25 protein-coding genes, 1 tRNA gene and 2 pseudogenes are annotated in these 23,320 nt (G+C 62.4%); 18 read left to right on the forward strand and 10 right to left on the reverse strand.

The genetic code is table 11. The features are described from left to right. The first annotated feature begins 105 nt into the window (after positions 1 to 105). The 3 genes from NKH83_RS16725 (at position 106) to NKH83_RS16735 (ending at position 3,661) form a co-directional block, all read left to right on the forward strand. Entirely contained in the window at positions 106 to 1,893 is a 1,788-nt protein-coding gene (locus tag NKH83_RS16725; protein ID WP_352478054.1) for a tetratricopeptide repeat protein, read from the forward strand. Between the two features lie 213 nt (positions 1,894 to 2,106). Further along, positions 2,107 to 2,910: an alpha/beta fold hydrolase gene (locus NKH83_RS16730; RefSeq protein ID WP_352805880.1), complete on the forward strand. Its 804-nt coding sequence runs from the start codon at positions 2,107 to 2,109 to the stop codon at positions 2,908 to 2,910. Between the two features lie 133 nt (positions 2,911 to 3,043). After that, a complete protein-coding gene (locus NKH83_RS16735; RefSeq protein ID WP_254819130.1) occupies positions 3,044 to 3,661 on the forward strand; it encodes a hypothetical protein in 618 nt (205 codons plus the stop codon). 76 nt (positions 3,662 to 3,737) lie between these two features. Here NKH83_RS16735 and NKH83_RS16740 read toward each other — a convergent pair whose 3' ends face one another. Continuing rightward, positions 3,738 to 4,682 carry a metallophosphoesterase family protein gene (locus tag NKH83_RS16740; protein ID WP_352805911.1) on the reverse strand — a complete coding sequence of 315 codons (945 nt, stop codon included), beginning with the start codon at positions 4,680 to 4,682 and terminating at the stop codon, positions 3,738 to 3,740. 53 nt (positions 4,683 to 4,735) lie between these two features. Between NKH83_RS16740 and NKH83_RS16745 the strand changes: the two genes are divergently transcribed. Then, entirely contained in the window at positions 4,736 to 5,236 is a 501-nt protein-coding gene (locus NKH83_RS16745; protein WP_352651074.1) for an NUDIX domain-containing protein, read from the forward strand. A gap of 70 nt (positions 5,237 to 5,306) precedes the next feature. After that, positions 5,307 to 5,789, forward strand: coding sequence for an ABZJ_00895 family protein (locus NKH83_RS16750; RefSeq protein ID WP_352805884.1), 483 nt, complete (start codon positions 5,307 to 5,309; stop codon positions 5,787 to 5,789). 20 nt (positions 5,790 to 5,809) lie between these two features. On the opposite strand, the gene NKH83_RS16755 is transcribed toward NKH83_RS16750, so the two are convergent. Further along, complete coding sequence (locus NKH83_RS16755) at positions 5,810 to 6,799, reverse strand: glutathione S-transferase family protein (protein ID WP_352805887.1); 990 nt, start codon at positions 6,797 to 6,799, stop codon at positions 5,810 to 5,812. A 281-nt stretch (positions 6,800 to 7,080) separates the two neighbouring features. Between NKH83_RS16755 and NKH83_RS16760 the strand changes: the two genes are divergently transcribed. From NKH83_RS16760 to NKH83_RS16775, 4 genes are all read left to right on the forward strand, one after another. Next, complete coding sequence (locus tag NKH83_RS16760) at positions 7,081 to 7,617, forward strand: GNAT family N-acetyltransferase (protein WP_254819127.1); 537 nt, start codon at positions 7,081 to 7,083, stop codon at positions 7,615 to 7,617. 64 nt (positions 7,618 to 7,681) lie between these two features. Continuing rightward, complete coding sequence (locus NKH83_RS16765; RefSeq protein WP_352805891.1) at positions 7,682 to 8,443, forward strand: 3-hydroxyacyl-CoA dehydrogenase; 762 nt, start codon at positions 7,682 to 7,684, stop codon at positions 8,441 to 8,443. Next, entirely contained in the window at positions 8,415 to 9,221 is an 807-nt protein-coding gene (locus NKH83_RS16770) for a HugZ family pyridoxamine 5'-phosphate oxidase (protein ID WP_352805914.1), read from the forward strand. The genes NKH83_RS16765 and NKH83_RS16770 overlap by 29 nt, the downstream gene beginning before the upstream one ends. 173 nt (positions 9,222 to 9,394) lie before the next feature. After that, positions 9,395 to 9,733, forward strand: a complete 339-nt coding sequence (locus NKH83_RS16775; protein WP_254819124.1) for an ArsR/SmtB family transcription factor — start codon at positions 9,395 to 9,397, stop codon at positions 9,731 to 9,733. Positions 9,734 to 9,822: 89 nt separating this feature from the next. On the opposite strand, the gene NKH83_RS16780 is transcribed toward NKH83_RS16775, so the two are convergent. Beyond that, a complete protein-coding gene (locus tag NKH83_RS16780) occupies positions 9,823 to 10,827 on the reverse strand; it encodes a L,D-transpeptidase (protein WP_352478068.1) in 1,005 nt (334 codons plus the stop codon). 311 nt (positions 10,828 to 11,138) lie between these two features. On the opposite strand from NKH83_RS16780, the gene NKH83_RS16785 reads away from it, so the two are divergent. Beyond that, on the forward strand, positions 11,139 to 11,936 hold the full coding sequence (locus tag NKH83_RS16785; protein WP_352478070.1) for a TrmH family RNA methyltransferase: 798 nt from the start codon (positions 11,139 to 11,141) through the stop codon (positions 11,934 to 11,936). A gap of 129 nt (positions 11,937 to 12,065) precedes the next feature. On the opposite strand, the gene NKH83_RS16790 is transcribed toward NKH83_RS16785, so the two are convergent. Both NKH83_RS16790 and NKH83_RS16795 read right to left on the reverse strand, forming a co-directional pair. Next, positions 12,066 to 13,229, reverse strand: a complete 1,164-nt coding sequence (locus tag NKH83_RS16790) for a coiled-coil domain-containing protein (protein ID WP_352478072.1) — start codon at positions 13,227 to 13,229, stop codon at positions 12,066 to 12,068. 147 nt (positions 13,230 to 13,376) lie between these two features. After that, positions 13,377 to 13,958, reverse strand: a complete 582-nt coding sequence (locus tag NKH83_RS16795) for a DUF1134 domain-containing protein (protein WP_023679557.1) — start codon at positions 13,956 to 13,958, stop codon at positions 13,377 to 13,379. Positions 13,959 to 14,297: 339 nt separating this feature from the next. On the opposite strand from NKH83_RS16795, the gene chpT reads away from it, so the two are divergent. Together chpT and NKH83_RS16805 are read left to right on the forward strand one after the other, a co-directional pair. Further along, positions 14,298 to 14,927, forward strand: coding sequence for a histidine phosphotransferase ChpT (gene chpT / locus NKH83_RS16800; RefSeq protein ID WP_254819119.1), 630 nt, complete (start codon positions 14,298 to 14,300; stop codon positions 14,925 to 14,927). Positions 14,928 to 15,165: 238 nt separating this feature from the next. Beyond that, the gene (locus NKH83_RS16805) at positions 15,166 to 15,534 is read left to right on the forward strand and encodes a response regulator (RefSeq protein WP_254819118.1); all 369 of its coding nucleotides are present in this window, start codon (positions 15,166 to 15,168) and stop codon (positions 15,532 to 15,534) included. Between the two features lie 106 nt (positions 15,535 to 15,640). On the opposite strand, the gene ctrA is transcribed toward NKH83_RS16805, so the two are convergent. Next, positions 15,641 to 16,336, reverse strand: coding sequence for a response regulator transcription factor CtrA (gene ctrA / locus NKH83_RS16810; RefSeq protein WP_006203583.1), 696 nt, complete (start codon positions 16,334 to 16,336; stop codon positions 15,641 to 15,643). Positions 16,337 to 16,787: 451 nt separating this feature from the next. Here ctrA and NKH83_RS16815 point away from each other — a divergent pair, with 451 nt between their 5' ends. Further along, the gene (locus tag NKH83_RS16815; protein ID WP_254819117.1) at positions 16,788 to 17,165 is read left to right on the forward strand and encodes a flagellar export protein FliJ; all 378 of its coding nucleotides are present in this window, start codon (positions 16,788 to 16,790) and stop codon (positions 17,163 to 17,165) included. A gap of 62 nt (positions 17,166 to 17,227) precedes the next feature. On the opposite strand, the gene NKH83_RS16820 is transcribed toward NKH83_RS16815, so the two are convergent. Continuing rightward, a complete protein-coding gene (locus tag NKH83_RS16820; RefSeq protein ID WP_254819116.1) occupies positions 17,228 to 17,623 on the reverse strand; it encodes a winged helix-turn-helix transcriptional regulator in 396 nt (131 codons plus the stop codon). 93 nt (positions 17,624 to 17,716) lie between these two features. Here NKH83_RS16820 and NKH83_RS16825 point away from each other — a divergent pair, with 93 nt between their 5' ends. Continuing rightward, positions 17,717 to 18,643, forward strand: coding sequence for an NADP-dependent oxidoreductase (locus NKH83_RS16825; protein ID WP_352478075.1), 927 nt, complete (start codon positions 17,717 to 17,719; stop codon positions 18,641 to 18,643). 57 nt (positions 18,644 to 18,700) lie between these two features. Here NKH83_RS16825 and sciP read toward each other — a convergent pair whose 3' ends face one another. Continuing rightward, a complete protein-coding gene (sciP, locus tag NKH83_RS16830; RefSeq protein ID WP_023679563.1) occupies positions 18,701 to 18,976 on the reverse strand; it encodes a CtrA inhibitor SciP in 276 nt (91 codons plus the stop codon). A 261-nt stretch (positions 18,977 to 19,237) separates the two neighbouring features. On the opposite strand from sciP, the gene mnmA reads away from it, so the two are divergent. Next, entirely contained in the window at positions 19,238 to 20,428 is a 1,191-nt protein-coding gene (mnmA, locus tag NKH83_RS16835; RefSeq protein WP_352478076.1) for a tRNA 2-thiouridine(34) synthase MnmA, read from the forward strand. A 14-nt stretch (positions 20,429 to 20,442) separates the two neighbouring features. Here the strand turns inward: mnmA and NKH83_RS16840 are convergent, their stop codons facing one another. After that, positions 20,443 to 21,402 carry a Gfo/Idh/MocA family protein gene (locus NKH83_RS16840; protein ID WP_254819113.1) on the reverse strand — a complete coding sequence of 320 codons (960 nt, stop codon included), beginning with the start codon at positions 21,400 to 21,402 and terminating at the stop codon, positions 20,443 to 20,445. Between the two features lie 236 nt (positions 21,403 to 21,638). On the opposite strand from NKH83_RS16840, the gene NKH83_RS16845 reads away from it, so the two are divergent. The 3 genes and pseudogenes from NKH83_RS16845 to NKH83_RS16855 all read left to right on the forward strand — a co-directional run bounded on the left by NKH83_RS16845 (position 21,639) and on the right by NKH83_RS16855 (position 22,420). Beyond that, positions 21,639 to 21,715, forward strand: a tRNA-Met gene (locus tag NKH83_RS16845). A gap of 89 nt (positions 21,716 to 21,804) precedes the next feature. After that, positions 21,805 to 21,957: pseudogene (locus NKH83_RS16850) on the forward strand (alpha/beta fold hydrolase); the annotation flags it as partial. A 37-nt stretch (positions 21,958 to 21,994) separates the two neighbouring features. Further along, entirely contained in the window at positions 21,995 to 22,420 is a 426-nt protein-coding gene (locus NKH83_RS16855; protein WP_352478078.1) for an alpha/beta fold hydrolase, read from the forward strand. A gap of 316 nt (positions 22,421 to 22,736) precedes the next feature. On the opposite strand, the pseudogene NKH83_RS31650 reads toward NKH83_RS16855, so the two are convergent. Continuing rightward, a pseudogene (locus NKH83_RS31650) lies at positions 22,737 to 22,858 on the reverse strand (DUF4326 domain-containing protein); the annotation flags it as partial. Between the last annotated feature and the right edge of the window lie 462 nt (positions 22,859 to 23,320).

The following is a 23,320-nucleotide window of genomic DNA, read 5'->3' on the forward strand; positions in this document are numbered from 1 at the left end:
TTTATCCGGTGGGTACGCTATCGCACCATAAGCACACGCTTGTAAGGCGCCGCCAGCGCTATATGATTGTACCTCAACCTGTGCCGAATTCGAAGGGATCGACACTTGCAGCATACCACGCCTGCCGCCCCCGCAGTGCGCGAAACGCTGGAGCGATTGCTTGCCAGCGAAACGTTCGGACGATCCGAGCGCGCGCGCAAGCTGCTCCGCTATCTCGTCGAGCGCGAGCAGGCAGGCGAAGCCGACCGGCTCAAGGGCTTCTCCATAGCGATGGACGTCTTCGGCAAGGACGGCGATTTCGATCCGTCGACCGATGCGGTGGTGCGGGTGCAGGCCGGCAGGCTGCGCGAGCTTCTGCAGCAGTATTTCGCCAATGAGGGCGTTGCCGAACCGGTCCGCATCGCCATTCCGCGCGGCGGCTATGTTCCATCCTACGAACTCAATGCCATTCGCTTGCCGGCGGAGGTGGAGGCAAAGAGCAAGCCGCAGCCGGCGACAGAAGAGGCGACAAACGCCCCGCCCGGATCGCTGGAGGACGCCCGCAACCGGACACATCCGGCTGCATTGCTGAGCGTTCCAGCCGTCACCCCTGCTGCACCTTCGCTGCAGCGGCATTTGCAATTCTTCTGGCTGGCGATCGCGCTGGTCATTCTCATGCTGGGTGTGCTGATCCTTCGCCAGGGCAGCGTGGTATTGCTGACCGGCGGCGACACGGCGGTCGAGACCGCGGTGGCGACCGCCAGCATTGCAGCGCCTCCGGTCGAAAACCTTCCCCAGGTCTACATCGCCATCAAGGCCGACAGCGACGTGGCTCGCCGTGTCGCCGCATCGCTGCGCGCCGGCCTTAGCGGCTTCGACACCATCAATTTCATCGGCCGTGATGCCGACAGCCCGCCCGATCCAGTTACCGACGCCGCCAGCTTCGTATTCGATGTCCTGCCCGGGCCGCGCAGCGGCGACATCATGCTCGAGCTGCAAAGCGTGGCGACCGGCCGCGTGCTGCTGTCACGCAACCTGACCGCCGGCGACAGCGCGAACACCGCCATCGAGGACCAGATCTCCGGCATTTTGAGCTCGGCTCTTCCCGCCTCGGGCACGATCTACAACTACATCGAGCAGAGCGGCATCCAGACCGGGCTGACGGCGTGCCTGGTGCTCAACGGCAAATATTATCTCGACCAGAACGCCCAGACGCACGAAGCCGCCTACCGCTGCCTCGAAGATCTTGCCAACGGGAAGGCGAAGTCGTCGCTCGTCTATTCGGAGCTCGCGTCCTTGCATCTTGAAGCGGTCACCGACCACTATCCCTACCCCGCCGACGCGACGATCGAAAAAGCGATGACGTTTGCCCATCGCGCCATCCAGATGGGCCCGACCAGCCCCTACGCGCACCGCGCCCTTGGTTATCTCAACTCGCGCATGGGCGATTCCGCGGAATCGATCCGCTGGATGCGCAAGGCCTATGAGCTCAATCCCTACGATCTCGCAATGGCCGCCGCCTATGGCTACGGGCTGGTTTTCGCCGGCAGGTACAGCGAGGGCACCCCGATCATCGCTCACGCGGTGGACATCGCCAGCGCCCATCCGACATGGTGGGATTACGGGCTGTTCGCCGGAGAGTTCATGATGGGCGACATGAACAAGGCGACGCTTGCCGGCGACGGCTTGCGAACGACGGAAATGAAATCGCATTATCTGGCCGCGCGGCTGATCGGCGCCAAGGCTGCCGGCCGCGAGAAGCTGGCGAGCAGGCTGCTGCAGGAACTGACCACCAAATTCCCGAAATTCGCAGCCGATCCGCGCGCAACTTTCGTCGAACGAAGATATCCCGCCGATCTGACCAACCGGCTGGTGGAAGCCCTGCGCGCCGCCGGGCTTGGCGGCGCCAGCTGACGTCTCCCGGCGCGTGCACGACGTCAGGTGATCGCGAAGATTTTACTGGCCATCCGGACGGCCAAAGCGCAATTCAGACACAATTTGAACCGGCCAATCTGATCCCACATAGGTCTTATCGCGCATAAGACTAATCTCCGCATAAGTCTGATCTCCCGCAAAGACTGATCCTCGCATAAGACCGCCCCCGGGCATCTGATCCATAAAGTTTGCATGAGCCCATCTCTTTACGCTGCCGAACGGGGCACCGGCCCGACAACCATCGCCTTGCTGCATGGTTTCGGTGGCTGCCACGACGACTGGCGCGAGGTGGCCGCGTCCCTGGCACTCGGCGCGCGGACGTTGGCCTATGATCTGCCGGGGCATGGGCTGTCGCTCGATTTTCCGGGCGGCGGTCCGGCCAGGATTGCAGCCAGTGCCGTCCTTGCGGATTTTTCCGCTCGCGGGATTAAGCGGGCCCATCTCGTCGGCCACTCGATGGGCGGCGCCGTGGCCGCCCTGATGGCATTGAACGAGCCGGAAAAAATAGCCTCGCTGACGCTGCTGGCGCCGGGCGGTTTCGGTCCTGAGATCAATGGTCCGCTGCTGCGTCGTTACGCCGCCGCTGCCGGCACGGATGAAATCCGCGCCTGTCTTGCCGACATGTCGGGACCACAAAGCCGGCCTTCGCAGCATAGGGTCGATCTCGTCAACGAGATGCGGCAGCGTCCCGGTCAGCTACGGACACTTGTCGAGCTCGGGGCCGCCATGACCAGGGCTGATCGGCAAGGCGTCATCCCAAGCGAGCGGCTTGAAACGCTGAATATGCCAATCATGGTGGTTTGGGGAACCGACGACGCGATGCTGCCCGTCAGCCAGGCGGACGGCTTGCCGAAGCATTTTCATCTGCACCGCGTGTTGGAAGCCGGCCATATGCTGGTCGAGGAAGCGCCCGGCCTGGTCGTCGAGGCTGTCCGTCGCAACATCCGGCGTCGCAGCAGGCGGCTTCGTCCAGAATTGGCTGCGGCGACGAGCTGATCCGTCCTCGCGCGGGACGGCCGCGGCGCAGGTGCTCCTTCCACCGAACCCTTGCCGGCCCGTCGATCTGGCAAGTGCATTTTGCCGGCGGCTGTGTTAATTCGGTGTTAACCAAACCCGCGAGGCAACGCCGATGAAGGACGCAGGCGAGAACATCACCCAGATCGATCAGTCGCGAAAACTGTCCGATGCCATTCGCGACGTCAAGAACGCCTTCGCCGACCGCGACGACGTCGTCGTCGACATGCGCGAAGCGCATCGCATGCGGCTCGATCTGCTTGCCGCCGAACTCGCGCCGGTCTTCGGCGACGTGCCCACCGACATGGACAGTTTCGACTTCGCCGTCTCGTCCGGCCTGCAGCCACGGCTGTGGATCGACGCCGTCAGCCATGTCGCCATGGGACGCGACCGCCGCACCTACCGCTTTCTCAAGGACACGCGCATCGGCCGCGTCGTCCTCGCCGAATCGACCGACATGAAGGTCGTTGCCGACCAGGTGACGCGCTATGTCGCCGAGCGCGTTGTCGAGCGCCAGAGAATGATGGAAGGCGGCATCGAGCAAGCCGTCGCCGGCCTTAAACGCGCCCTGGTGGCGGAGGCCGAGCCGCCGCTGCAGATCGCCGCGCGCAGCAACGGCTGGTCGGCGTTCTTTTCCGGCCTCGGCCTGATCGCCGCCGGCGCCCTGGTCGGCCTGGCGATTTCGCTCGTGCTGTTCTGGGATCGCATCGTCGCGATGAAAATAAGCTTCTAAAGCGGTTCAGCGTTTCACCGAAACGCTGAACGGCTCTATCTCTTTGTTTTGATGCAATTCCGGACGGAAAACCGCTTCACACTTTTCCTGGAATTGCTCTAGCCATCGACGCCTCGGCCTCGACGCCAAGCTCCAGCGTCTGCAGGTCGCTGGGCGGCAATGCCGGCCCGGTCAGGCCGCGGCGCGTCAGCTTGATCCGCCAATTGTTCTTTTCACCGTCGATGTCGAGCAGATTGTATTGCGCCGGCGCATGCGAACTGCCGGGGGCCTGCCCGGCGGCGGCGACCCCGACCACCGGGATTTTTGTCTTGCGGGCGCCGATGAAGAACAGCGACGGCACATGCGAATGACCATGCAGCACAAGCTCGGCGCCGTGCCGGTGAAGAACCCTGTGGAAGCGCGAGATGCCGAACAGCCGCTTGTTCTGCGAAACGGCGCCGCGCATCGGCGGGTGGTGGATCATGATCACCCGGAACAGGCCGCGCTTGCCTGTGGCGTCGAGCATGCCGCGCAGCCGTTCCGCCTGGCCTTCCAGAAAGAAGCCGTTGGCCATGAACGGAGCCGTGGCGCGCGCCGTGGAGACGCCGATCAGCGCAACATCGCCGCGTACGCGCAGATACGGAAAGGTGTTGCGGTCGACCGGCGTATTGACGCCGTCGCCGGTCATCCACGCCGCCCACGACCGGCAGGTCTTGTCGAAGGCGCCCGGCACATAGGCGTCATGGTTTCCCGGCACGACCGACACGTCGTTGGGCGAGCCCAGCGTCTCCAGCCAGTGCTTGGCCATCTCGAGTTCACCGTCGAGCGCCAGATTGACCAGGTCGCCCGTGATGGCGAGATGGTCCGGCCCGCTGGCCTTCATGTCGGCGACGATCGTGTCGATGACGGCGTCGTGCATGTGGCGGCGGCGGTTGCGCTGCCAATTGACGTAGCCGACCACGCGCTTGGAGGCGAGATCGCGATAGGTTACATCGGGGAGCGGCCCCAGATGGACATCGGAAATATGCGCGAGCCTGAACATCTTTTCTTCATAGGCGAGGCGCGCGCCGCTTTCCACTCACGGTTTCGCGGACGATGACGACGCCGGATCCGGAGCAAGCCCTGCGCCAGACCGGATGGCCGGGCCTCAGGGCAAGGCTGTTTCACCTGTACTTCGTACTGCGGCGGCCGATGACGCTCGGCGTGCGCGGCTTGATCCACGACCGAGCCTCCAATTCGGTCTTCCTCATCCGCCACACCTATGTTCCGGGCTGGCATCTTCCGGGCGGCGGCGTCGAGCCGGGCGAGACCATGATCGAGGCGCTGGCGCGCGAACTGTCCGAGGAAGGCAACATCGCGCTGACCGGACCGCCGGTGCTGAAATCGCTGCATTTCAACCGCCGCGCCAGCCGCCGCGATCATGTCGGCCTTTATCTGGTCGAGGAGTTCAACCAGAAAGCACCCAAACTGCCCGACCGCGAGATCGCTGAGGCCGGCTTCTTTTCGCTCGATCGTCTGCCGGAGGGCACGACACCGGCAACTTTGCGGCGCATCGCGGAGATTTTTGGAAACGCCGCGGCCTCGCCCCACTGGTGACTTCACAGCAGAGAATTTTCTTGCATTTGGAACTCAAGACTTTATTTTGCGTCGAATTCGGGGGAAACAAATGCCAGTTGACAAGATTGAAGCCGTAAATATTTGGCGTTATGTTGGAATTTATATTTCTGCAACAATAGTATTGTATGTTTCATGGGTAGCCTTTGTGTACCTTCTTCCATCCGTGGAAAAGAGCACGGCAACGGCCGTGAATTTAGCTATAATATTCGCATCATCTTCTTTCTCCTACTCAGCATTCATAAAACGACATGGAAGACTATTTGAGCGAAGTGAGTATTGGAAAATAGTCATTCTTTCAACAGCTGCATCGTTGTTGTTTTCAATCGTTTGCCTACTGTTCTCGGTGCTGGTCGGCGTCGCGCCGACGAGCTTGGAAGATATCCCCGCCGGAGCCTGGATACTAGTTCTGGCAATACTTGCGCTTTTTGGATTTTGCCTCAACGCGATCGGCTTCAACAAGCGACTCGGCAAAATCTTTCTGAAGGCCAGTCGCGCCAGACGAGCCCAACTCGATGCGGAGCCTTTCCAGTAACCAGCTCGCGGTCGGTGGTTTCAAGCCGCCTTCCTGAACCTGTTTCGGTCATGCGGCGCGCCATAGTCGAGCTCTGGCCCGACCGGCACGATGCGCGTCGGGTTGATCGTCTCGTGGCTGCCGTAATAATGCGACTTGATGTGGTGCAAATTCACCGTGCCGGCGACGCCCGGCACCTGGTAGAGGTCGCGCAAATAATTCGACAGGTTCGGATAGTCGGCGATGCGGCGCAGATTGCACTTGAAATGGCCGACATAGACCGGGTCAAAGCGGACCAGTGTCGTGAACAGCCGCCAGTCCGCCTCGGTGATGCCGCCGCCAACGAGATAGCGCTGCTTTGACAGGCGGTCCTCCAGCGTGTCGAGCGACGAGAACAATTCGCCGAACGCCTCCTTGTAGGCTGTCTGCGTGGTGGCGAAGCCGGCACGGTAGACGCCATTGTTGACCGCGGGATAGACCAGCGCATTGACCGCATCGATCTCGCCGCGCAACGGTTGCGGATAGAAATCGAGCTTGGCATCGCCCCATTCGTCGAACGCCGAATTGAGCATGCGGATAATCTCGGAGGATTCGTTCGAAACGATGGTCTGCTCGCGTTTGTCCCACAGCACGGGAACGGTGACCCGGCCCGAATAGCCGGGACCGGCCCTGGTGTAGATCTGGTGCAGGAAATCGAGGCCGTAGAGCGTGTCGCCGGTGGCGCCGTCCTCGGCCAGGAACGTCCAGCCGTCGGCGCCCATGAAATGATGGACGACCGAGATGGAAATCACGTCCTCGAGTTTCTTGAGCACGCGAAAGATCAGCGTCCGATGCGCCCACGGGCAGGCGAGCGAGACATAGAGGTGATAGCGGCCGGACTCGGCCTTGAAGCCGCGTTTTCGCCCTTCGGCCGGCGCGCCGTCGCGGGTCACCCAGTCGCGCCACTGTGACTGCGCGCGCACGAATTTCCCGCCACTCTCCCCGGTATCGTACCAGCGGTCCTGCCATTGGCCTTCGACTAGCAATCCCATAAAATATCCTTTCGCGTTCCTACCCGATGTAGGGCAGCAAGCGGCCCCGCGGAAATCCCCGACGCTGAACAGATCGTCAACGGCTGGGTCGTCGAGTGCGTGTCGGCTGCGCCGGCCGATTGCGGCGGCTGAAAATTGGTGGTAGCGGACATCCGCATGTTTGACTTTGCCGTGATCCGGTTCGACCGACGACGAAAGAGCGCCCGCGCTTGATGAAGCGCTGACTGGCGAACGCTGCCGCTTGCAGCAAACCTTTCCTCGTATACCGGAACGCAAAGACCATGAGCCTTGCCGACGTGAAATACCTGCCGGAAACTCCGGCGCATGATCCTGAAATCGAAGCCATCAACAACGAGGCTTTCGGGCCGGGCCGTTTCGTGCTTGCCGCCTACAAGATCCGCCAAGCTGGCTCGCACGAACGCGCTTTGTCATTCGTGGCCGTCGACGGCGCAATCGTCGTCGCCTCGGTACGGATGACGCGTATCGCCGCCGGTGCCGGCCGCGCGCTGATGCTCGGGCCGCTCGCCGTGCGGCCGGCCTTCAAAAACCTCGGCATTGGCCGCAAGCTGGTGGCAATCGCGCTGGAAGCCGCCGCCAAGGCCGGCGCGCCGGCCGTGATGCTGGTCGGCGACGAACCCTATTACGGCCCGCTCGGCTTCAAGAGGCTGCCGCGCGGGCAGATCTCGATGCCGCGTCCCGTCGATCCCGACCGGCTTTTGGCGCACGAGATCATGCCGGGCGCGGTGGCAAGGCTGGTGGGCGAGGTTTGCCACGCCGACCAGGCAAGGATTGCCGAGCACATCGCCGCGATGGCGTGACCGTGCCGGCGCTGTTGCACGGTGGCTTCGCAACATTAGTCTGGGCCGGGAGGCGAACGTCAAGATGAACCCGAACGGCCAGATTGCGATCGTCACGGGCGGCGGCTCTGGCCTTGGCGAGGCGACGGCGCGCGCTCTTGCCGCCCGTGGCGCCAGGGTTGCCGTCCTCGATCTCGGCATCGACCGGGCGGCCAAGGTGGCGGCCGACATCGGCGGCATCGCCGTCCAATGTGATGTGAGCGACGCGGAGAGCGGTGCCGCTGCTGTCGCGGAAGTGGGTGAGACGCTCGGCGAGCCGCGCATTCTGGTCAATTGCGCCGGCATCGCCATCGGCTTGAAGACGATCGGCAAGGACGGAGCGCACCCACTCGATCAATACCGCAAGGTGATCGAGGTCAATCTGATCGGCACCTTCAACATGATCCGCCTGGTCGCCGACCGGACCGCGAGGCTCGAACCGCTACAGGGCGGCGAGCGCGGCGTGATCGTCAACACCGCATCGGTCGCGGCCTATGACGGCCAGATCGGCCAGGCGGCCTATTCCGCGTCCAAGGCCGGCGTCGTCGGCATGACGCTGCCGGTGGCGCGCGATCTCGCCCGCTTTGGCATTCGCGTCTGCACCATCGCGCCCGGCATCTTCAGGACGCCGATGATGGCCGGCATGCCGCAGGAGGTGCAGGATTCGCTCGGCGCCGCAGTACCCTTCCCTTCCCGTTTGGGCGAGCCTTCGGAATACGCGGCACTTGTCTTGCACATCGTCGAGAACCAGATGCTCAATGGCGAGACCATTCGCCTCGATGGCGCGCTCCGCATGGCGCCGAAATAAAAGCGACGGTGGTGCTTTGGACGAACCCAGGAAAGACGTGATCCGCGCGACCGACGCCGAGGCGATCAGGCTGGCAAAGACGCTGATTCGCAGTGCCCGTTTCGGCGCGCTTGCGGTGCTCGAACCAGGAACCGGTTCGCCGCTGGCCACCCGGGTCGGCGTCGCCACCGACATCGACGGCACGCCATTGATCCTGGTGTCGATGCTGTCCGCCCATACCGGCGCTATCCTTGCCGACCCGCGCTGCTCGTTGCTCGTCGGCGAACCCGGCAAGGGCGATCCGCTGGCGCATCCGCGACTGACGCTCGTCTGCCGCGCCGTGCGGCTCGAACGCGGATCGAACGAACACGCCCGCGCCGAGCGGCGCTACCTCAACCACAATCCCAAGGCGAAGCTCTATGCCGGACTCGGCGACTTCTCGATCTTCCGGGTCGAACCGGAGCGCGCCAGCCTGAACGGCGGCTTCGGCAAGGCCTATCTGCTCGACCGCACCTATCTGGTCGCGACGGGAGCGATCGTCGAAGAGCTTGCCGTCGGCGAGCAATCGGCACTCGACCATATGAACGCCGACCATCTCGATGCGATTGCCCTCTACGCAAGTCATTTCGGCGGGGCCGAGGGCGACGGCTGGATCGTCACCGGGTTCGACGCCGACGGGATGGATCTCGTATCCGGCGACGATGTCTGTCGGGTCTTCTTCCCCGAGCCGCTGGCAGCGGCACGCGACCTCAGGCTTGTCCTGGTCGACATGGCAAAGGCTGCCCGATCGGCAAATTAATCACAGCCGCACAGTTAATCGGCTTGCATGGAAAGCAAGCCTTGAGATTTGAGCGAAATGTTCTACCTTTGCGAGTGACGCTGAATCGCTGGCGTGCATCTATAGGGAAAGTCTATGGAATCCGACGCTATTGCCCCCATAGCGGCGGATGAGCAAGAAGGCATGGGGGATCTATGGTCTCGAACAAACTAGTCGCCAACGCCGGAACCGCGGCTGCGTTTCTGACGCTGATGGGCAACGAAAAGCGTTTGTTGATCATGAGCTATCTGGCCGAGGGCGAGATGTCGGTCGGCGCCATAGCCGAGAAGGTGTCGCTCAGCCAATCCGCCCTGTCACAGCATCTGGCCAAGCTCAGGGCTTCCGACCTTGTCGAGACCCGCCGCGATCGGCAAATGATCTATTATTCCTGCAAATCCGGGGCGGTGCGCGAATTGCTGCATATGCTGGACGGCATTTTTGGCGAAGGTGAACTGTCGCAGATGGCTCACCGGCTGCGTCGCGCCGGGACTTGAGCGGCCGAGGCGGAGAACACCCCGCCAAATCCGCTTTGCCGCCAAATCCGCCTTGCTGCCAAATCCGCCTTGCTGCCAAGTCGGCCTTGCTACTGAACACGCTCGTCGGCGGCCTGCGCCATCTCGTCCTTGAACTCGACCTTGGTGCCCGGCTGCACCATGGAGGCAAGGTCTTCGGCATCCCAATTGGTCAACCGGATGCAGCCATGCGAAAAGGTCGTGCCGATCTTGCCTGGTTCGGGCGTGCCGTGGATGCCGTAGCTTTCGATGGAAAGGTCGATCCAGACCGATCCCACGGGATTGTTCGGCCCGGCAGCGATGGTGAAGGGCCGCTTGGTCTTGACCCCCTTGAAAGCGAAGTCCGGATCGTAGTGATAGGTAGGGTTGTGCACCACGCGCCTGACCTCTGCCATGCCGCTCGGCGCCGGCTTCTCCTCGCTCCCAATCGAGGCGGGGTAGACCGCCAGCCATTTGCCGGCACGGTCGAGCACACGCACCAGGCGAGCGCCCTTGTCGACCTCGATGGTGGCGACGCCGGCGGGAGGGTCGCCCCTGTCGACATCCGGCACCACCAAGGTCCTGCCGGGCTTCCTGAGGCTGGTGCCCGGATTGAGCATTCTCAGCAATTGTTCGCTGACATGGAAGCGCTCGGCCAATCTCTCCACCGCATTGCGGTAGCCGAGCCGCCGCAAGCGAGCCATCCTCTCCAAGCGGGCGGGAATACGCCGGGTGAACGGTCCACGCACATCCTTGCGCATCACCTCATAGGTCGCCAGCACCGGCTTGGCGGAGGTTGCGATGAGTTTGCTCCAGGTCTGTGGACTGAGCTTGCCATCGGGCGGAAGTCCGTTTGCCGCCTGAAACGCGGCGACGGCCTTGGCGAAGTTCTGGGAAAGGCGACCGTCGATCAGGCCCGGCGAGAAGCGGGCGCGATCCAGAAGGATCTGCGCCTTCAGCAGCATCGGATCGACACCCTTCGGTTCGCCGACAGTGAATTGGGCCTGATTGACGGTGGCCGGATCGAGCTTGGCCGCGCGGGCCACGCCGCATGCAAGGGCAAGCGTGGCGGCAAAGACGAGGAGGAGCCTGATCATCGATGTCCTCCCAGGACCGCAGCAGGAGCCCGCTTCTATGACGCGGCATGGCCCTGTGCGGTTCCCTCGCCCCATCGAAATTCTGCATTGAAGCGGCTTGCCGAAGAGCCGTACCGCGGGAATCAATATTCCCCCGTCGCCAAAGCCCGGGCAGATTCCATCCTGGCCCGGCGCCCCAGTGACTGGATGACCGTTAGAACGGCGTGCATCCATTTCGACGCTGAGATACGGTCTGAGCTTCGGTTCCGGCATCATGCCTTCCGAAACCGAGTCCCGATTCGTGGCCGACGCCATGGTCCGCCGAGGAAGCCATGAATCCGATCCGCATAGACGATCCGCACGATCCCCGCGTCGCAGCCTATCTCGACATCCGGGAGCGAGATCTTGCCGGCCGGCAAGGCCGGTTCGTCGCCGAAGGCAAGGTGGTGCTTGACACGCTGCTCGCCGCCCGGCGCTTCGAGGCAGAATCGGTGCTGGTACTCGAAAACCGGCTGGCCGGCCTCGATGACGTCTTGCGCAAGGCGCCTGCCGGGCTTCCGATCTATGTCGCATCCGGCGAAATCATAGACAGGATCGCCGGATTCCACATGCATCGCGGCATATTGGCGATCGGCCGCAAGGGCGCGGCGATCTCCGCCGAAGCCTTGCTTGGCGCGCTGCCCGCCCGCGCGCTGATCGTGGTGCTGGTCGGCATCGCCAATCATGACAATATGGGCTCGATCTTCCGCAATGCCGCGGCTTTTGGCGCGGATGCCGTGCTTCTCGACCCGACCTGCTGCGATCCGCTGTATCGCAAGGCAATCCGCGTCTCGGTGGGTGCGGCCTTGAAGGTCCCCTTCGCCTGCTTTGCCGATACCGCCGGCTGCACCGCCATGCTCGACCGGCAAGGCTTCAGCCAATTCGCCTTGTCGCCGCGCGGGCAGATCAACATTCGCGATGCCAAGAGAAACGAGCGGCTGGCGCTCTATCTCGGCACCGAGGGCGAAGGCCTGCCGGAAAGCCTGCTTGCCCGCCTGCAGACGCTGCGGATCGGTATGGCGCAAGGCTTCGACAGCCTGAACGTCGCCGCCGCGTCAGCCATCGCGCTGCATCATTTTTCCGGAGCCTGATGCATGTCGCGCAAAAGCGTGCAGCGGTTTCGCGATAACGACATGCATCAAACAAGAACTTAAAGCGCGTCCTATGAGGCGGTCGAACGCGACGCGCTTCAGAGCCGCCGCGCTTGCGCTTGCGGAATCTCAGTCGGTCGAAGCGGCCTTCTGCAGCGCTCGCACCCGATCGGCAAGGCTGCGTCCGCTGCTCCCCGGCCGCGTATCCTCAGCCGCTGCAAGCGCCCGGGCGATCGGCGAATCCGGCCCGTCGAGCCTTGCCGTCAAGGCCACGACTTGCGCCGCCAGATCGTTCATCTCTTCGCGCAATGCCGCGCTGGCGCTGCCGGCATCATCTCCGGCCCGTGATTTCGACGTTTCGACGGCAGCAAGATCTGTCTTCAGCCGCCTGTTCTCGCGTGCCAGCGATGTCAGCCTGGCCTCCAGCCGCTCGCGGTCGGCGTCGAGCTTGGCGGTTGTCTTTTCGATGTCGCCGTTGGCGGCCACATTGACCTGACTGCCTGGCACGCCGGCAAGACCCGCCGCAGGCGCCCTTTCAGCGCCTTTCGGCTTTTCGCGAAGGCGCACCAGTTCCTTCTCGCGGCGCTCCAGCCTGTCCTCGCGATCGGCCAGCGTGGCGAGCAGGCGTTCGATTTTCTTTTCGAGGTCGCCGGTTCTTTTCTTCTCGGCCTTCAGCGCGTCCCGCAAAGCCTTGCTTTCGGCTGCCAATTCCTGGCTGCGCCTGTCCGCCTCCTTACGCTGGCCGCGCAGCAGCGAAATGTCGCTCGCCAGCTTCTGCAGCTCGGATTCGCGCGCCACCAGCTCGATCTGCCGGCTGCTGGATAAGAAACTGGCGTCGTCATACATGTGCTCCAGTTTCCGCAGTTCGAGCCCGCGCTTTTCGTGGGCGCGCTCGGTCTCCGCAAGCCGCTCCGACAGCTGCTGCAGCTGCTCATCGCGCTTGCGAAGCTCCTCGCCCCTGGTTGTAAGATCGGCGACGACCCGGTTCTTGTCCTGCCGCTCGGCCGCCAATTCCTTCAGGGCTTCGCGGTCGCGGCCGATCTCGACCAGCTGTTCGGCGGCCTTCTCGCGCAATGACTTGACGGTCATTTCAAGCCGGCGCACCGAAACCGCGAACTCGGCGCGAATGCGATCCTTGTCCGCCTGGATCTCGGCCAGCGTCAACGGCATCGAACTCTCGACGCGCTTGCGCGTCAGCGCCACCGCCCGCCGCCACACGGCCGGAGCAATCATCAGCGCCAGAAAGCCGGCGCAGAGAAAGCCGAGAACAAAGAACAGGATCGACTGGACCAAGATGACTATCCGTTGTGCATGGCAACCGCCAAAGGTCGACTTTGCCATCTTCGCATGACGGAAATCCGGCGCCACGGCAAGAGTATGCCGCGGCAAAGCTCGGGCCGCTGGATCACAGGCCCAATCGCCGTCGCTCCGTCATGCCGGTCAGAACGGATTCCAGGTCGCGCGCTGGGTGAGCTTGAGGTAGCCGAGATTGACGCCGAGACGGGCGCCGACGCCGGTACGGATCGGCACGAGCAGCACATTGTTGTTCTTCAGCACGTTGAAACCGACGCCGGCGACGACATAGGCAGAGCCGGCGACGCCGCCAAAACGGTTATAGAGGCTGCTCACATCGTCCAGATTGTAGACCAGCATCATGACGCGCGAGCCCTCGCCGCCGAAGTCCCAGCCGAGCGACGGGCCTTGCCAGAACACTTTGTGATCGCCGGCATTCTTGGTATAGAGTGTGCCTTCGCCATAGGTCAGGCCACCGATCAGCGCCCCGGACCCCTCCTCGCCGAGCAGATAGCCGTTCGGCAGGCCATAGGTGGCGAAAATCTTCTCGACGACGGTGGCGAGCCCGCCCGATGTCGCGCCGAAGAATTTATGACCGGAATCGACGATCTCCTGGGCCGTGTATTCCTGCGCCCGCGCCGCCGATGCCGAAAAGGCGACAAGGCCGATGAGCGCGATCGTCATTGAGATGACACGGAAAAAAGTCCGGTCGTAGAATCGGGAAACCATGCTTCCAATCTCCGTCAGGGAGCACTTTCGCCGACGCCTCGCATCCGTACAGCTCTTTGGCGGCCGTTAAGGATGACTGTTAGGGGCAAACTATGCCGTAATCCTTTTTCAACCATTAAACTCTCACATGAAGATGGCGGTTCGAAGGCTGTTTCGCATCGCCCGCGCAGCACCCTGCTGCGTGAACACACCATTTTCGACAATCAAAATTTTGGATTTGTTGCTGCACGCATAAGCGCTGTGTATTCAGAATGCTTGGGAGAGAGCGTGATTCGTGTTGACAGGCGTGATCATGACCGCCCGGTCATTGTGTTGTGAAATTTGCAGGGATTTTTGCCGATGGCCGAGCTTTTCACCCTTTCCGCACCCGACCTGGCGGCGCTTTTGTGCAGCCGGGTCTGCCACGACATCATTTCGCCGGTCGGCGCCATAAACAACGGGCTTGAGCTGCTCGACGAGGGCGGCGCCGACGAAGACGCCATGAAACTGATCCGCCAAAGCGCCAAAAACGCTTCCGCCCGCCTGCAATTCGCCCGCATCGCCTTCGGCGCCGCCGGTTCCGCCGGCATGCTGATCGACACCGGGGATGCCGAGGCCGTGGCCATCGCCTTCCTGAAGAACGAGAAGCCGGAACTGGTCTGGAACGGGACCCGTGCGCTGTTGCCCAAGAACAAGGTCAAGCTGCTGCTCAATCTCATCCTCGTCGCCAACGCCGCCATTCCGCGCGGCGGCAGGCTGGCGGTCACGCTGGAGAACCTGGAGACCGAGCCGCGCTTTGCGCTCGCGGCGAGCGGCCCGATGCTGCGCGTGCCGCCCAAATTCCTGGAATTGCATTCCGGCAACAGGCCGGACGAGCCGATCGACGCGCATTCGGTGCAGCCCTATTACACGCTGCTCCTGGCCCGCGAAGCCAACATGACGATTTCGATCCACGCGACCGCCGACGAGATCGTCCTTTCCGCAGCCTGAAGTTCTCCGAAAGAGCGGGGAAAGTATTCTCTCCAAGTCCTATTTACGGCGTGGTCTTAACATCTGTGAGACGCGCTTGCAGCTTGATTGCGTGAAGCATTGGGAAAGAAGATTTCACTAAAACACCTTCAGGAAAATTTTACCTAACGGCTTTTCGGCTTCTTTACCAGATCGGCCCTATGTTCCCAGGCAGATGCCACGACGCTGCCGGTTCGCCAAACGGCAAGAGGGTCCAGGAATGAAACGCTGCATGTTCGTCGATAATTCGAGCGTCATCAGGAAGGTCGCAAGGCGTATCCTGGGCGGTTCCGGCATGATGGTGATCGAGGCCGCCAGCGGCCACGAGGCGATCGAGATGTGCGCGGCCGACATGCCTGATATCATCGTCGTCGACGGCGCCTTACCGGACATGCAGGCGCAGGACCTCATCCGCCGCGTGCGCGCCATCGAAAGCCCGGTATTGCCGCAGGTTTTGATTTCGCTGGTCGAGGTCGATGTCGGGGCGATCATGCGGGCAAAACGGGCCGGCGCCCAGGGCTACCTGCTGAAGCCGTTCAACCGGCCGCAACTGCTCGAGTGCTTCCGCGCCTTGAAGGTTGCCGCCTGATCAGAGCTGTTCCATTCCGACCAAAATCGGATCGGCTCTCTCTTTGTTGTTTTGCCAGGTTCTTTTCCGAAAAACCCGGCGCCCACCTTGGGATCACGCCCCTGGTTCAGGCGCTGACGCGGATATCTTCGGGCTCACGCAGCACATAGCCGCGGCCCCAGACGGTCTCGATGTAATTCTGCCCGCCAGACGCGGCGTCAAGCTTCTTGCGCAGCTTGCAGATGAAGACGTCGATGATCTTCAGCTCCGGCTCATCCATGCCGCCATAGAGATGATTGAGGAACATTTCCTTGGTCAGCGTGGTGCCCTTGCGCAGCGAGAGCAGCTCCAGCATCTGATATTCCTTGCCGGTCAGATGCACGCGCTGGCCACCGACCTCAACGGTCTTGGCATCGAGATTGACCACCAGGTCGCCCGTCGTGATGACCGACTGGGCGTGGCCCTTGGAACGCCGCACGATGGCATGGATGCGGGCGACCAGTTCGTCCTTGTGGAAGGGCTTGGTCATGTAATCGTCGGCGCCGAAGCCGAGGCCGCGCACCTTGTCCTCGATGCCGGCCATGCCGGAGAGGATGAGGATCGGCGTCTTCACCTTGGAAAGGCGAAGCGTTCTCAAAACTTCATAGCCCGACATGTCGGGGAGATTGAGATCGAGGAGAATGATGTCGTAATCATAAAGCTTGCCTAGATCGACGCCCTCTTCGCCAAGGTCGGTCGTATAGACATTGAAACTTTCTGATTTCAGCATCAGCTCGATGCTTTGTGCGGTTGCACTGTCATCTTCTATCAGCAGAACGCGCATTTCATTCCCCTTTTCTGCTGCCGGACCATTTCACGACCCGTCCAGGACCGGAGCAGTGATTGCCCTGAGCAGAGGCTGCCATCGAATGGTTAATAAAACCTAATTCCCCGTCCGTGACGGTATCAGATTTTTTAACCCCTTTCTACACCTTGTTGAATCCAATAACGAATCACAGACCCAAACCGTTAATGCGGCACATTAATAAGCCAGACTAAGTGACTCTTCGGACTCGCTGGCCGGGTTTCGCGACGAGAAGCAGAATTTTTACCCGCCCTTAAGTCCTGAGCCGTATGATTAACAATGCCCGTAAACGAATGGTTACCGCCGGCAAAAAACTTTAGGAGTTTGTTTCCCATAGTTCCGGGAAAGCCGGTGGAAACGGGTCAGGCCTGGGCCGTGCCGGGTGAATTGGACGATATGTGCAGGTGTGCGTTTCCGGGAGTACCGAATCATGAAGTCACGTGAAAACCTCGTTCGGCTGAAGCAATTTCAGGTGAGCGAGAAGCGGCGGCAGCTGCTGCAGCTCGACATGATGATCGCCGAATTCGAGCGCATGGCCGTCGAGCTGGAACTTCAGATCGCTGCCGAAGAGAAGAAGGCCGGCATCACCGACATCAATCACTTTGCTTATCCAACCTTCGCCAAGGCGGCACGTCTACGCCGCGACAACCTTAGAAATTCGCAAAGCGACCTCGCCCAGCAGCGAAATGTCGCCGAATCATTGCTGGGCGAAGCCGAAGCGGAGCTTTCCAAGGCCGAGATGCTGGAATCGCGCGACACCAAGGCGCGCGACACGGAAGCCGGCGGCCGCAGCGCCATGATCGGCTGAAAACAAGACTTTAACGCGCGTCGCGCTTGCGCGCTATTGCTGCGCACCGAACTGTGCCCGCCTCAGGCACCCAGATCTTCTTGCTGTTCCGCCGCCCGTGCGCGCGCATTTTTGATGTCGGGCACATGCTGCTCCGACCAGGCTCTGATCTGATTGAGCAGTCCTGCCAGGTTCTCGCCAAGTTCGGTCAGCTCATATTCGACACGCGGCGGAACGACCGGGAAAACCTCACGCCGCACAAGCCCGTCGCGTTCCAGGATACGCAGCGTCTGCGTCAGCATTTTCGGCGTGATGCCTTCGAGCTTGCGCGCCAATTCGCCGTTGCGGAGCCGGCCCCGGCGCAGCGCACAAATCACCAGGTAGACCCATTTGCTGGCGAGCGTCTCGAGCACGGCGTGTGACGGGCACGACCGCCGAAAGGCGTCATAGCCGAAAGGGGAAACATCTTCACTATCCATGAGGTGCGTATATATCAAAAAGGTACATACTAGACAAGAGAATGTAACTATCCAAATGATAGTGGCACATCAAAACCAGCAGGAGAGCCTTCCATGCGTGCCATTATTCAGAATTCCTTCGGCGGACCCGACGTCCTCGTCATTGCGGATCGCCCCGCGCCATCACCCGAGGCCGGCGAAGTGCTCGTCCGCATCGAGGCGGCCGGCATCAATCCGGTCGATGGTGCGGTGCGCGGCGGCCACTATCCGCTGCTTGGCGAGCCGCCTTTTGTCCTTGGCTGGGACGTTTCGGGAGTTGTCGAGGCGCTGGGCTCCGGCGTCTCCGGCCTCAAGGTCGGCGACGCCGTGTTCGGCATGACGCGTTTTCCCAAACAGGCGGCAGCCTACGCCGAACTCGCCGCTGTCCCGGCTGATGAGCTTGCGCCGAAACCTGAAGGCATAGATCACGCGCAAGCCGCCGCGCTGCCGCTGGCCGGCCTGACGGCCTGGCAAGGCCTTATTCGCCATGGCCGGCTCGAACCTGGTAAGCGCGTGCTGATCCACGCCGGAGCCGGTGGCGTCGGCCATCTGGCGGTACAGATCGCCAAGGCGCACGGCGCTTACGTCGTCGCGACCGCCAGCCCGGAAAAGCTCAATTTCGTCGGCTCGCTCGGCGCCGACGAGGTGATCGACTACACAAGGGATGATTTCACCGGGAAGGCCCGCGACATCGATCTGGTTCTGGACCCGTTCGGCGGCGTGCATGCGGAGCAATCACTGAAAGTGCTCACCGCTGGCGGTGTTCTGGTGTCGCTGCTCGATGTCAGCGATGCCACCAAGGCAAAGGCCAGGACGCGAGGCATCCGCGTCGAGCGCATGTCCGTAGTGCCCGACCGTGCCGCCCTGGTGGAGCTCTGCAAATTGATCGACGCGAAAAAGCTGGCCGTCCACGTGGCAAAGGCGTTTCCGCTCGAACAGGCTGGTGCCGCCCATGCCTTTCTCGCCACCAGGCCGATCGGCAAGGTGGTGCTGACGGTCTGAAATTGCAGATCGTCGCCCCTCGCAAACGTAAGGGCGCGGATCAGCGCCCTTATCGGCCTAATGCCGGTATTGCTGGATGCGCGTGGTGCGCAGGCCGGCAAGGCCGTATTCGTCGATCGACGCCTGCCAGGACAGAAATTCCTCGGTGGTGAGCTTGTAGCGCTGGCACGCCTCTTCGAGGCTCAAAAGCCCGCCACGCACCGCCGCCACCACTTCCGCCTTGCGCCGGATAACCCAGCGACGTGTGTTTGTCGGCGGCAGATCGGCGATGGTAAGTGGGCTGCCGTCTGGCCCGATAACATATTTGACTCGCGGTCTAATTAGATCGGTCATCGTACTCTCTACAAAAAACTCAAAGACCCAATCGCCACCACATTACCGCCACAGCTTTAAAATTTGCCTAAGCAGACCCTAATGGTTAGGTAAGGATCATGAACGCGGCGTTAGCCTTTTCATCGGCATTTGAAACATCTGCGGACAAGCGCATTGAACCCGGCAGGAAAAATGAGCCGGCCCGGCAAAGCTGGCGCAGCCGAGACGCTTGACCTATATTCCGGCCATTGGCATTGAAGCGCCGCGCAGAACGAAAGAAACATGAACAGCCTCGATCTTCCCGGACGCCCCGAAAATACCCGCGTCGTCGTCGCCATGTCGGGCGGTGTCGATTCGTCGGTCGTTGCCGGCCTCCTGAAGCGCGAGGGCTACGACGTCGTCGGCGTCACGCTGCAGCTTTATGACCACGGCGCGGCAACGCACCGGGCCGGCTCATGCTGCGCCGGCCAGGACATCGACGATGCCCGCCGCGTCTCCGAGACGCTCGCCATCCCGCATTACGTGCTCGATTACGAGGAGCGCTTCCGCAAGGCGGTGATCGACCCGTTCGCCGAGAGCTATGTAGCCGGCGAAACGCCGATCCCTTGCGTCTCCTGCAATCAGACGGTGAAATTCGCCGATCTTCTCGCGACCGCCAAGGAACTCGGCGCCGATGCGCTGGCCACCGGCCACTACATCCGCTCCGGCGCCAATGGCGCCCATCGCGCGCTTTACCGGCCGGTCGACGCCGACCGCGACCAGAGCTATTTCCTGTTCGCCACCACCCAGGCGCAGATCGACTATCTGCGTTTTCCGCTCGGCGGCCTGTCGAAGCCTGAGGTTCGCGCCATCGCCGAGGAGATGGGACTGACGGTTGCGGCCAAGCAGGACAGCCAGGACATCTGCTTCGTGCCGCAGGGCAAGTATTCCGACATCATCGCCAAGCTGAAGCCGGCTGCCGCCAATCCGGGCGACATCGTCCATATAGACGGGCGCGTGCTTGGCCGTCACGAGGGCATTTTGCGCTACACCGTCGGTCAGCGCCGCGGCATCGGCATCGCCTCCGGCGAGCCGCTCTACGTCGTCCATCTCGACGCCGACCGGGCTCGTGTCGTCGTCGGCCCGCGCGAGGCGCTGGAAACCCACAAGATCTTCTTGCGCAACATGAACTGGCTCGGCGATGGCCCGCTGACCGATATCCCGGCGGCCGGGCTTGAGCTTTTCGCCAAGGTGCGCTCGACGCGGCCGCCGCGCCCGGCGGTGCTGCATCACCGCGCCGGCGTCACTTCGGTGGAGCTGGTTGACGGCGAGTCGGGCATCGCCCCCGGTCAGGCCTGCGTGCTCTATTCCGACCACGGCAACGAGGCGCGCGTGTTCGGCGGCGGCTTCATCGAGCGCTCCGAGCGCGGCGCCGAAGCCGAAGCGATGCTGACGCGGCTTGCCGTCCAGCCGGCGCGGGTTCCCGCCGAATAGACGGCGTTTTCTCTTTAGGGTCTGGTGTGGGCAACGGTGCCGGCGGTCAGGATGCGCAGCACGCGGATGGCTTCCTCACCGCTGGTGCGCGGTTCGGCCCGCGTCTCGATGCAGTGGATGAAATGCTCCAGCTCGCGCGTCAGCGGCATGCCCTCGCCGACCGCCACATAGGACGGCTCGTTGGCGGTGAACGCCCATTGGCCGCTGTCCTGCCACACCGCATGGCGGTAGACGGCAAGCTTGCGCTCCCACGGCTCGACATCGTCGAACACCGCCATCGCCTTGGTGCCGACCACGGTCAGCCGCCGCTCGCGGTAAGGGTTGAGCCGCGAGGCGAACAGATGGCCGCGCAAGCCGCTGGGAAAGCGCATGTGCAGATGCGCAAAGTCGCTGAGATTGTCGAGAAGGGCAGCGCCTTCGCCGCGCACTTCGACCGGTTCGGTGCCGGTGATGGCCAGGATCATCGACAGATCGTGCGGCGCCAGATCCCACAACGCGTCGTTTTCGGTGTGGAACTTGCCGAGCCCGAGCCGATGCGAGTGGATGTAGCGGACTTCGCCGAGTTCGCCATTGTCGATCAGCGCCTTCAGCGTCTCGAAGGCGGGATGAAAGCGCAGCACGTGGCCGACCATGAAGACACGGCCATTATCGGCGGCCGCCTGCACCGAGCGCTCGGCATCGGCCACCGTCAGCGCGATCGGCTTCTCCACCAGCACGTCCTTGCCGCCGAGCACGGCGCGCACCGCCATGTCGGCATGGAACTGCGGCGGCAGCGCCATGACAATGGCGTCGACATCGTCGCGGGCAAACAGCGCCTCCGGCTCGATCGCCAGGCAATCCTGCTCGCTGGCAAAACCCTCCGCACGCGCGGGGTTGACGTCCGAAACCGCGTGCAGCGCGCCGAGCGCCTTTAGGGTGCGGATGTGGTTGCTGCCCCAGTATCCGCAACCGAGGACTGCAATGCGCGGTTTCATCAATTCATGACCATGGCTTTCGTGGCCGAGACATAGCGACGTGCCTCGCTGAACTCAACCCCGGCCTGTGCGCCCAAATGTCTGCCCGGCAAAGCTTTAGGCGCCAGCAATATGCCGGCGCGGCAGCCACTTCGATGCTTGACAGGCTTGGCCTCGCAACCTTATATCCGCGCGACCTTGGCGAACGCGCCGATATGCCTGCCGATTTAAGCTGGATTTCGGGCCTTCGCCGCCCTGGCGGGGTAGCTCAGTTGGTTAGAGCACGGGAATCATAATCCTGGGGTCGGGGGTTCAAGTCCCTCTCCCGCTACCAAAAATCGAATAAGTTACTGAAATAACTAGTAAATCATGCATATGTGGTAGCGCCCCCAGACGGCTCCAGCTGGAGCAAGGTCATTTCCATTGCTGCAGAGCGCCGGACTTCGCGTCGTTGCCGTCCAGAACCCACTGACCTCGCTTGCAGACGACGTCGCTGCCACTGAACGGGCCATCGAGGCCGCGCCGGGAGATGTGATCCTCGTTGGCCACTCCTGGGGCGGAATGGTGATCACCGAGGGCGGAACGGCGGACAAGGTCAAAGCCTTGGTCTACGTTGCCGCCTTCGCCCTGCCGAAGGGCAAGTCAGTCACCAGCGCTACGGCGGGAAGTCCGCCGGCGCCTTGGACGTCGACCCCTGCAGAAGGACAGCGGCGACTTCCTGACCGTACCCCAGGAGGGGCTGGGCAAGTATTTCGCTCAGGACGCGACGCCCGAGGAGGTTGCGGTTCTCGCGGCGACGCAGCAGCCATCGGCGGCCCGTCTCTTCGACGAACGGCTGACCCGGGCGGCGTCCGAGACCAAGCCCAGTTGGTTCGTGGTTGCGAAGGCTGACGGTGCGATCCCGCCGGCGTTCGAAGAGTCGATGGCCAAGGCCATCAAAGCGCATATCACCGAGCTCGAGGGCAATCACTTGATCATGTTGACCAAACCTCGTTCGGTCGCAGACGTGATCATCGACGCTGCAAAATCGGTGCGGTAGCTGTGACGGCGATGTCTCGATAGCGGTGGCAGCGCGCCTAGTGTGCGCTGTCGCTTAGGACTGTGCGAGTGGCGCCCTCTCGTGACCATCCAGCGACGCTTGCCGCGGGTCAAACTTAGCTATCCACATGCCATTGTGCGCCAAGGCCCGACACGGTGACTTACGGGCCCCTAGCGCGACTAATTCCGCTATGAAGGGACCCTGTCGATTTCAGTTCGTTGCTAGGTCTTTTGGTTCAATAGGTCCGCCAGCAAGTGCCTGCTTGGAACTACGGGCCAAGAGCGAGGGAGGGGGTTCGTCTCTTTACTCCAAGGCGCCAGCAGGCGAGGTTCTTGTTGCGCAGCTCGTCGGCGTTCTCGGCGACGAACTGGCATGTTCGCTCCAGCGCCTCAATATCGGGATCGGCGCCGACGGCAGAAGGCCGGCGAGCAGCGCCTGCACCTCAACGGTCAACGGTCACGATCTGCGCGAGATGGCCGTCGAGGAGCGCCGCGAGTTCCTGGGCGTCATCCCGCTGGACATCCGTATCCAGTTCAGCCAGGCGCTGCCGATAGGCTTCGATACCATGCCCTCCAGTCCGGCCTGATCGAGGAATATCACCTGCACGTGAGGCCGTTCGTGCTCGGCAGGGGCAAGCAAGGCCTCCGCTGCAACTGGTGTCGAGCACATTGATCGATGACGATACGGTTCATTTGATCTATGTGTGCCGCGAGACTGAACGATAAGGCGCTTCGGCGCCAACAGGCGAACCAACACGTACGTCCGCAATGGGCCTGATCCCGGACCTTCGCACCGAGGTCTCACATGTCCGCTCGCGTGCTGGGTACCCTAGCAGCGGACGGTCTGCTCGGCCCCATTTCTGCCGCCTCGGACCGCGTGGGTAGTGGAGAAATACGCCCG

This window comes from Mesorhizobium sp. M0909 (assembly GCF_040319515.1).
Lineage (GTDB): Bacteria > Pseudomonadota > Alphaproteobacteria > Rhizobiales > Rhizobiaceae > Mesorhizobium.

Bases quoted from the DNA above. Each gene is read 5' to 3' on its own strand.
- NKH83_RS16730 (WP_352805880.1), top strand. From the start codon at position 2,107: ATGAGCCCATCTCTTTACGCTGCCGAACGGGGCACCGGCCCGACAACC.
- NKH83_RS16735 (WP_254819130.1), top strand. From the start codon at position 3,044: ATGAAGGACGCAGGCGAGAACATCACCCAGATCGATCAGTCGCGAAAA.
- NKH83_RS16740 (WP_352805911.1), bottom strand. From the start codon at position 4,682: ATGTTCAGGCTCGCGCATATTTCCGATGTCCATCTGGGGCCGCTCCCC.
- NKH83_RS16745 (WP_352651074.1), top strand. From the start codon at position 4,736: ATGACGACGCCGGATCCGGAGCAAGCCCTGCGCCAGACCGGATGGCCG.
- NKH83_RS16750 (WP_352805884.1), top strand. From the start codon at position 5,307: ATGCCAGTTGACAAGATTGAAGCCGTAAATATTTGGCGTTATGTTGGA.
- NKH83_RS16755 (WP_352805887.1), bottom strand. From the start codon at position 6,799: ATGGGATTGCTAGTCGAAGGCCAATGGCAGGACCGCTGGTACGATACC.
- NKH83_RS16760 (WP_254819127.1), top strand. From the start codon at position 7,081: ATGAGCCTTGCCGACGTGAAATACCTGCCGGAAACTCCGGCGCATGAT.
- NKH83_RS16765 (WP_352805891.1), top strand. From the start codon at position 7,682: ATGAACCCGAACGGCCAGATTGCGATCGTCACGGGCGGCGGCTCTGGC.
- NKH83_RS16770 (WP_352805914.1), top strand. From the start codon at position 8,415: ATGGCGCGCTCCGCATGGCGCCGAAATAAAAGCGACGGTGGTGCTTTG.
- NKH83_RS16775 (WP_254819124.1), top strand. From the start codon at position 9,395: ATGGTCTCGAACAAACTAGTCGCCAACGCCGGAACCGCGGCTGCGTTT.
- NKH83_RS16780 (WP_352478068.1), bottom strand. From the start codon at position 10,827: ATGATCAGGCTCCTCCTCGTCTTTGCCGCCACGCTTGCCCTTGCATGC.
- NKH83_RS16785 (WP_352478070.1), top strand. From the start codon at position 11,139: ATGAATCCGATCCGCATAGACGATCCGCACGATCCCCGCGTCGCAGCC.
- NKH83_RS16795 (WP_023679557.1), bottom strand. From the start codon at position 13,958: ATGGTTTCCCGATTCTACGACCGGACTTTTTTCCGTGTCATCTCAATG.
- chpT (WP_254819119.1), top strand. From the start codon at position 14,298: ATGGCCGAGCTTTTCACCCTTTCCGCACCCGACCTGGCGGCGCTTTTG.
- NKH83_RS16805 (WP_254819118.1), top strand. From the start codon at position 15,166: ATGAAACGCTGCATGTTCGTCGATAATTCGAGCGTCATCAGGAAGGTC.
- ctrA (WP_006203583.1), bottom strand. From the start codon at position 16,336: ATGCGCGTTCTGCTGATAGAAGATGACAGTGCAACCGCACAAAGCATC.
- NKH83_RS16815 (WP_254819117.1), top strand. From the start codon at position 16,788: ATGAAGTCACGTGAAAACCTCGTTCGGCTGAAGCAATTTCAGGTGAGC.
- NKH83_RS16820 (WP_254819116.1), bottom strand. From the start codon at position 17,623: ATGGATAGTGAAGATGTTTCCCCTTTCGGCTATGACGCCTTTCGGCGG.
- NKH83_RS16825 (WP_352478075.1), top strand. From the start codon at position 17,717: ATGCGTGCCATTATTCAGAATTCCTTCGGCGGACCCGACGTCCTCGTC.
- sciP (WP_023679563.1), bottom strand. From the start codon at position 18,976: ATGACCGATCTAATTAGACCGCGAGTCAAATATGTTATCGGGCCAGAC.
- mnmA (WP_352478076.1), top strand. From the start codon at position 19,238: ATGAACAGCCTCGATCTTCCCGGACGCCCCGAAAATACCCGCGTCGTC.
- NKH83_RS16840 (WP_254819113.1), bottom strand. From the start codon at position 21,402: ATGAAACCGCGCATTGCAGTCCTCGGTTGCGGATACTGGGGCAGCAAC.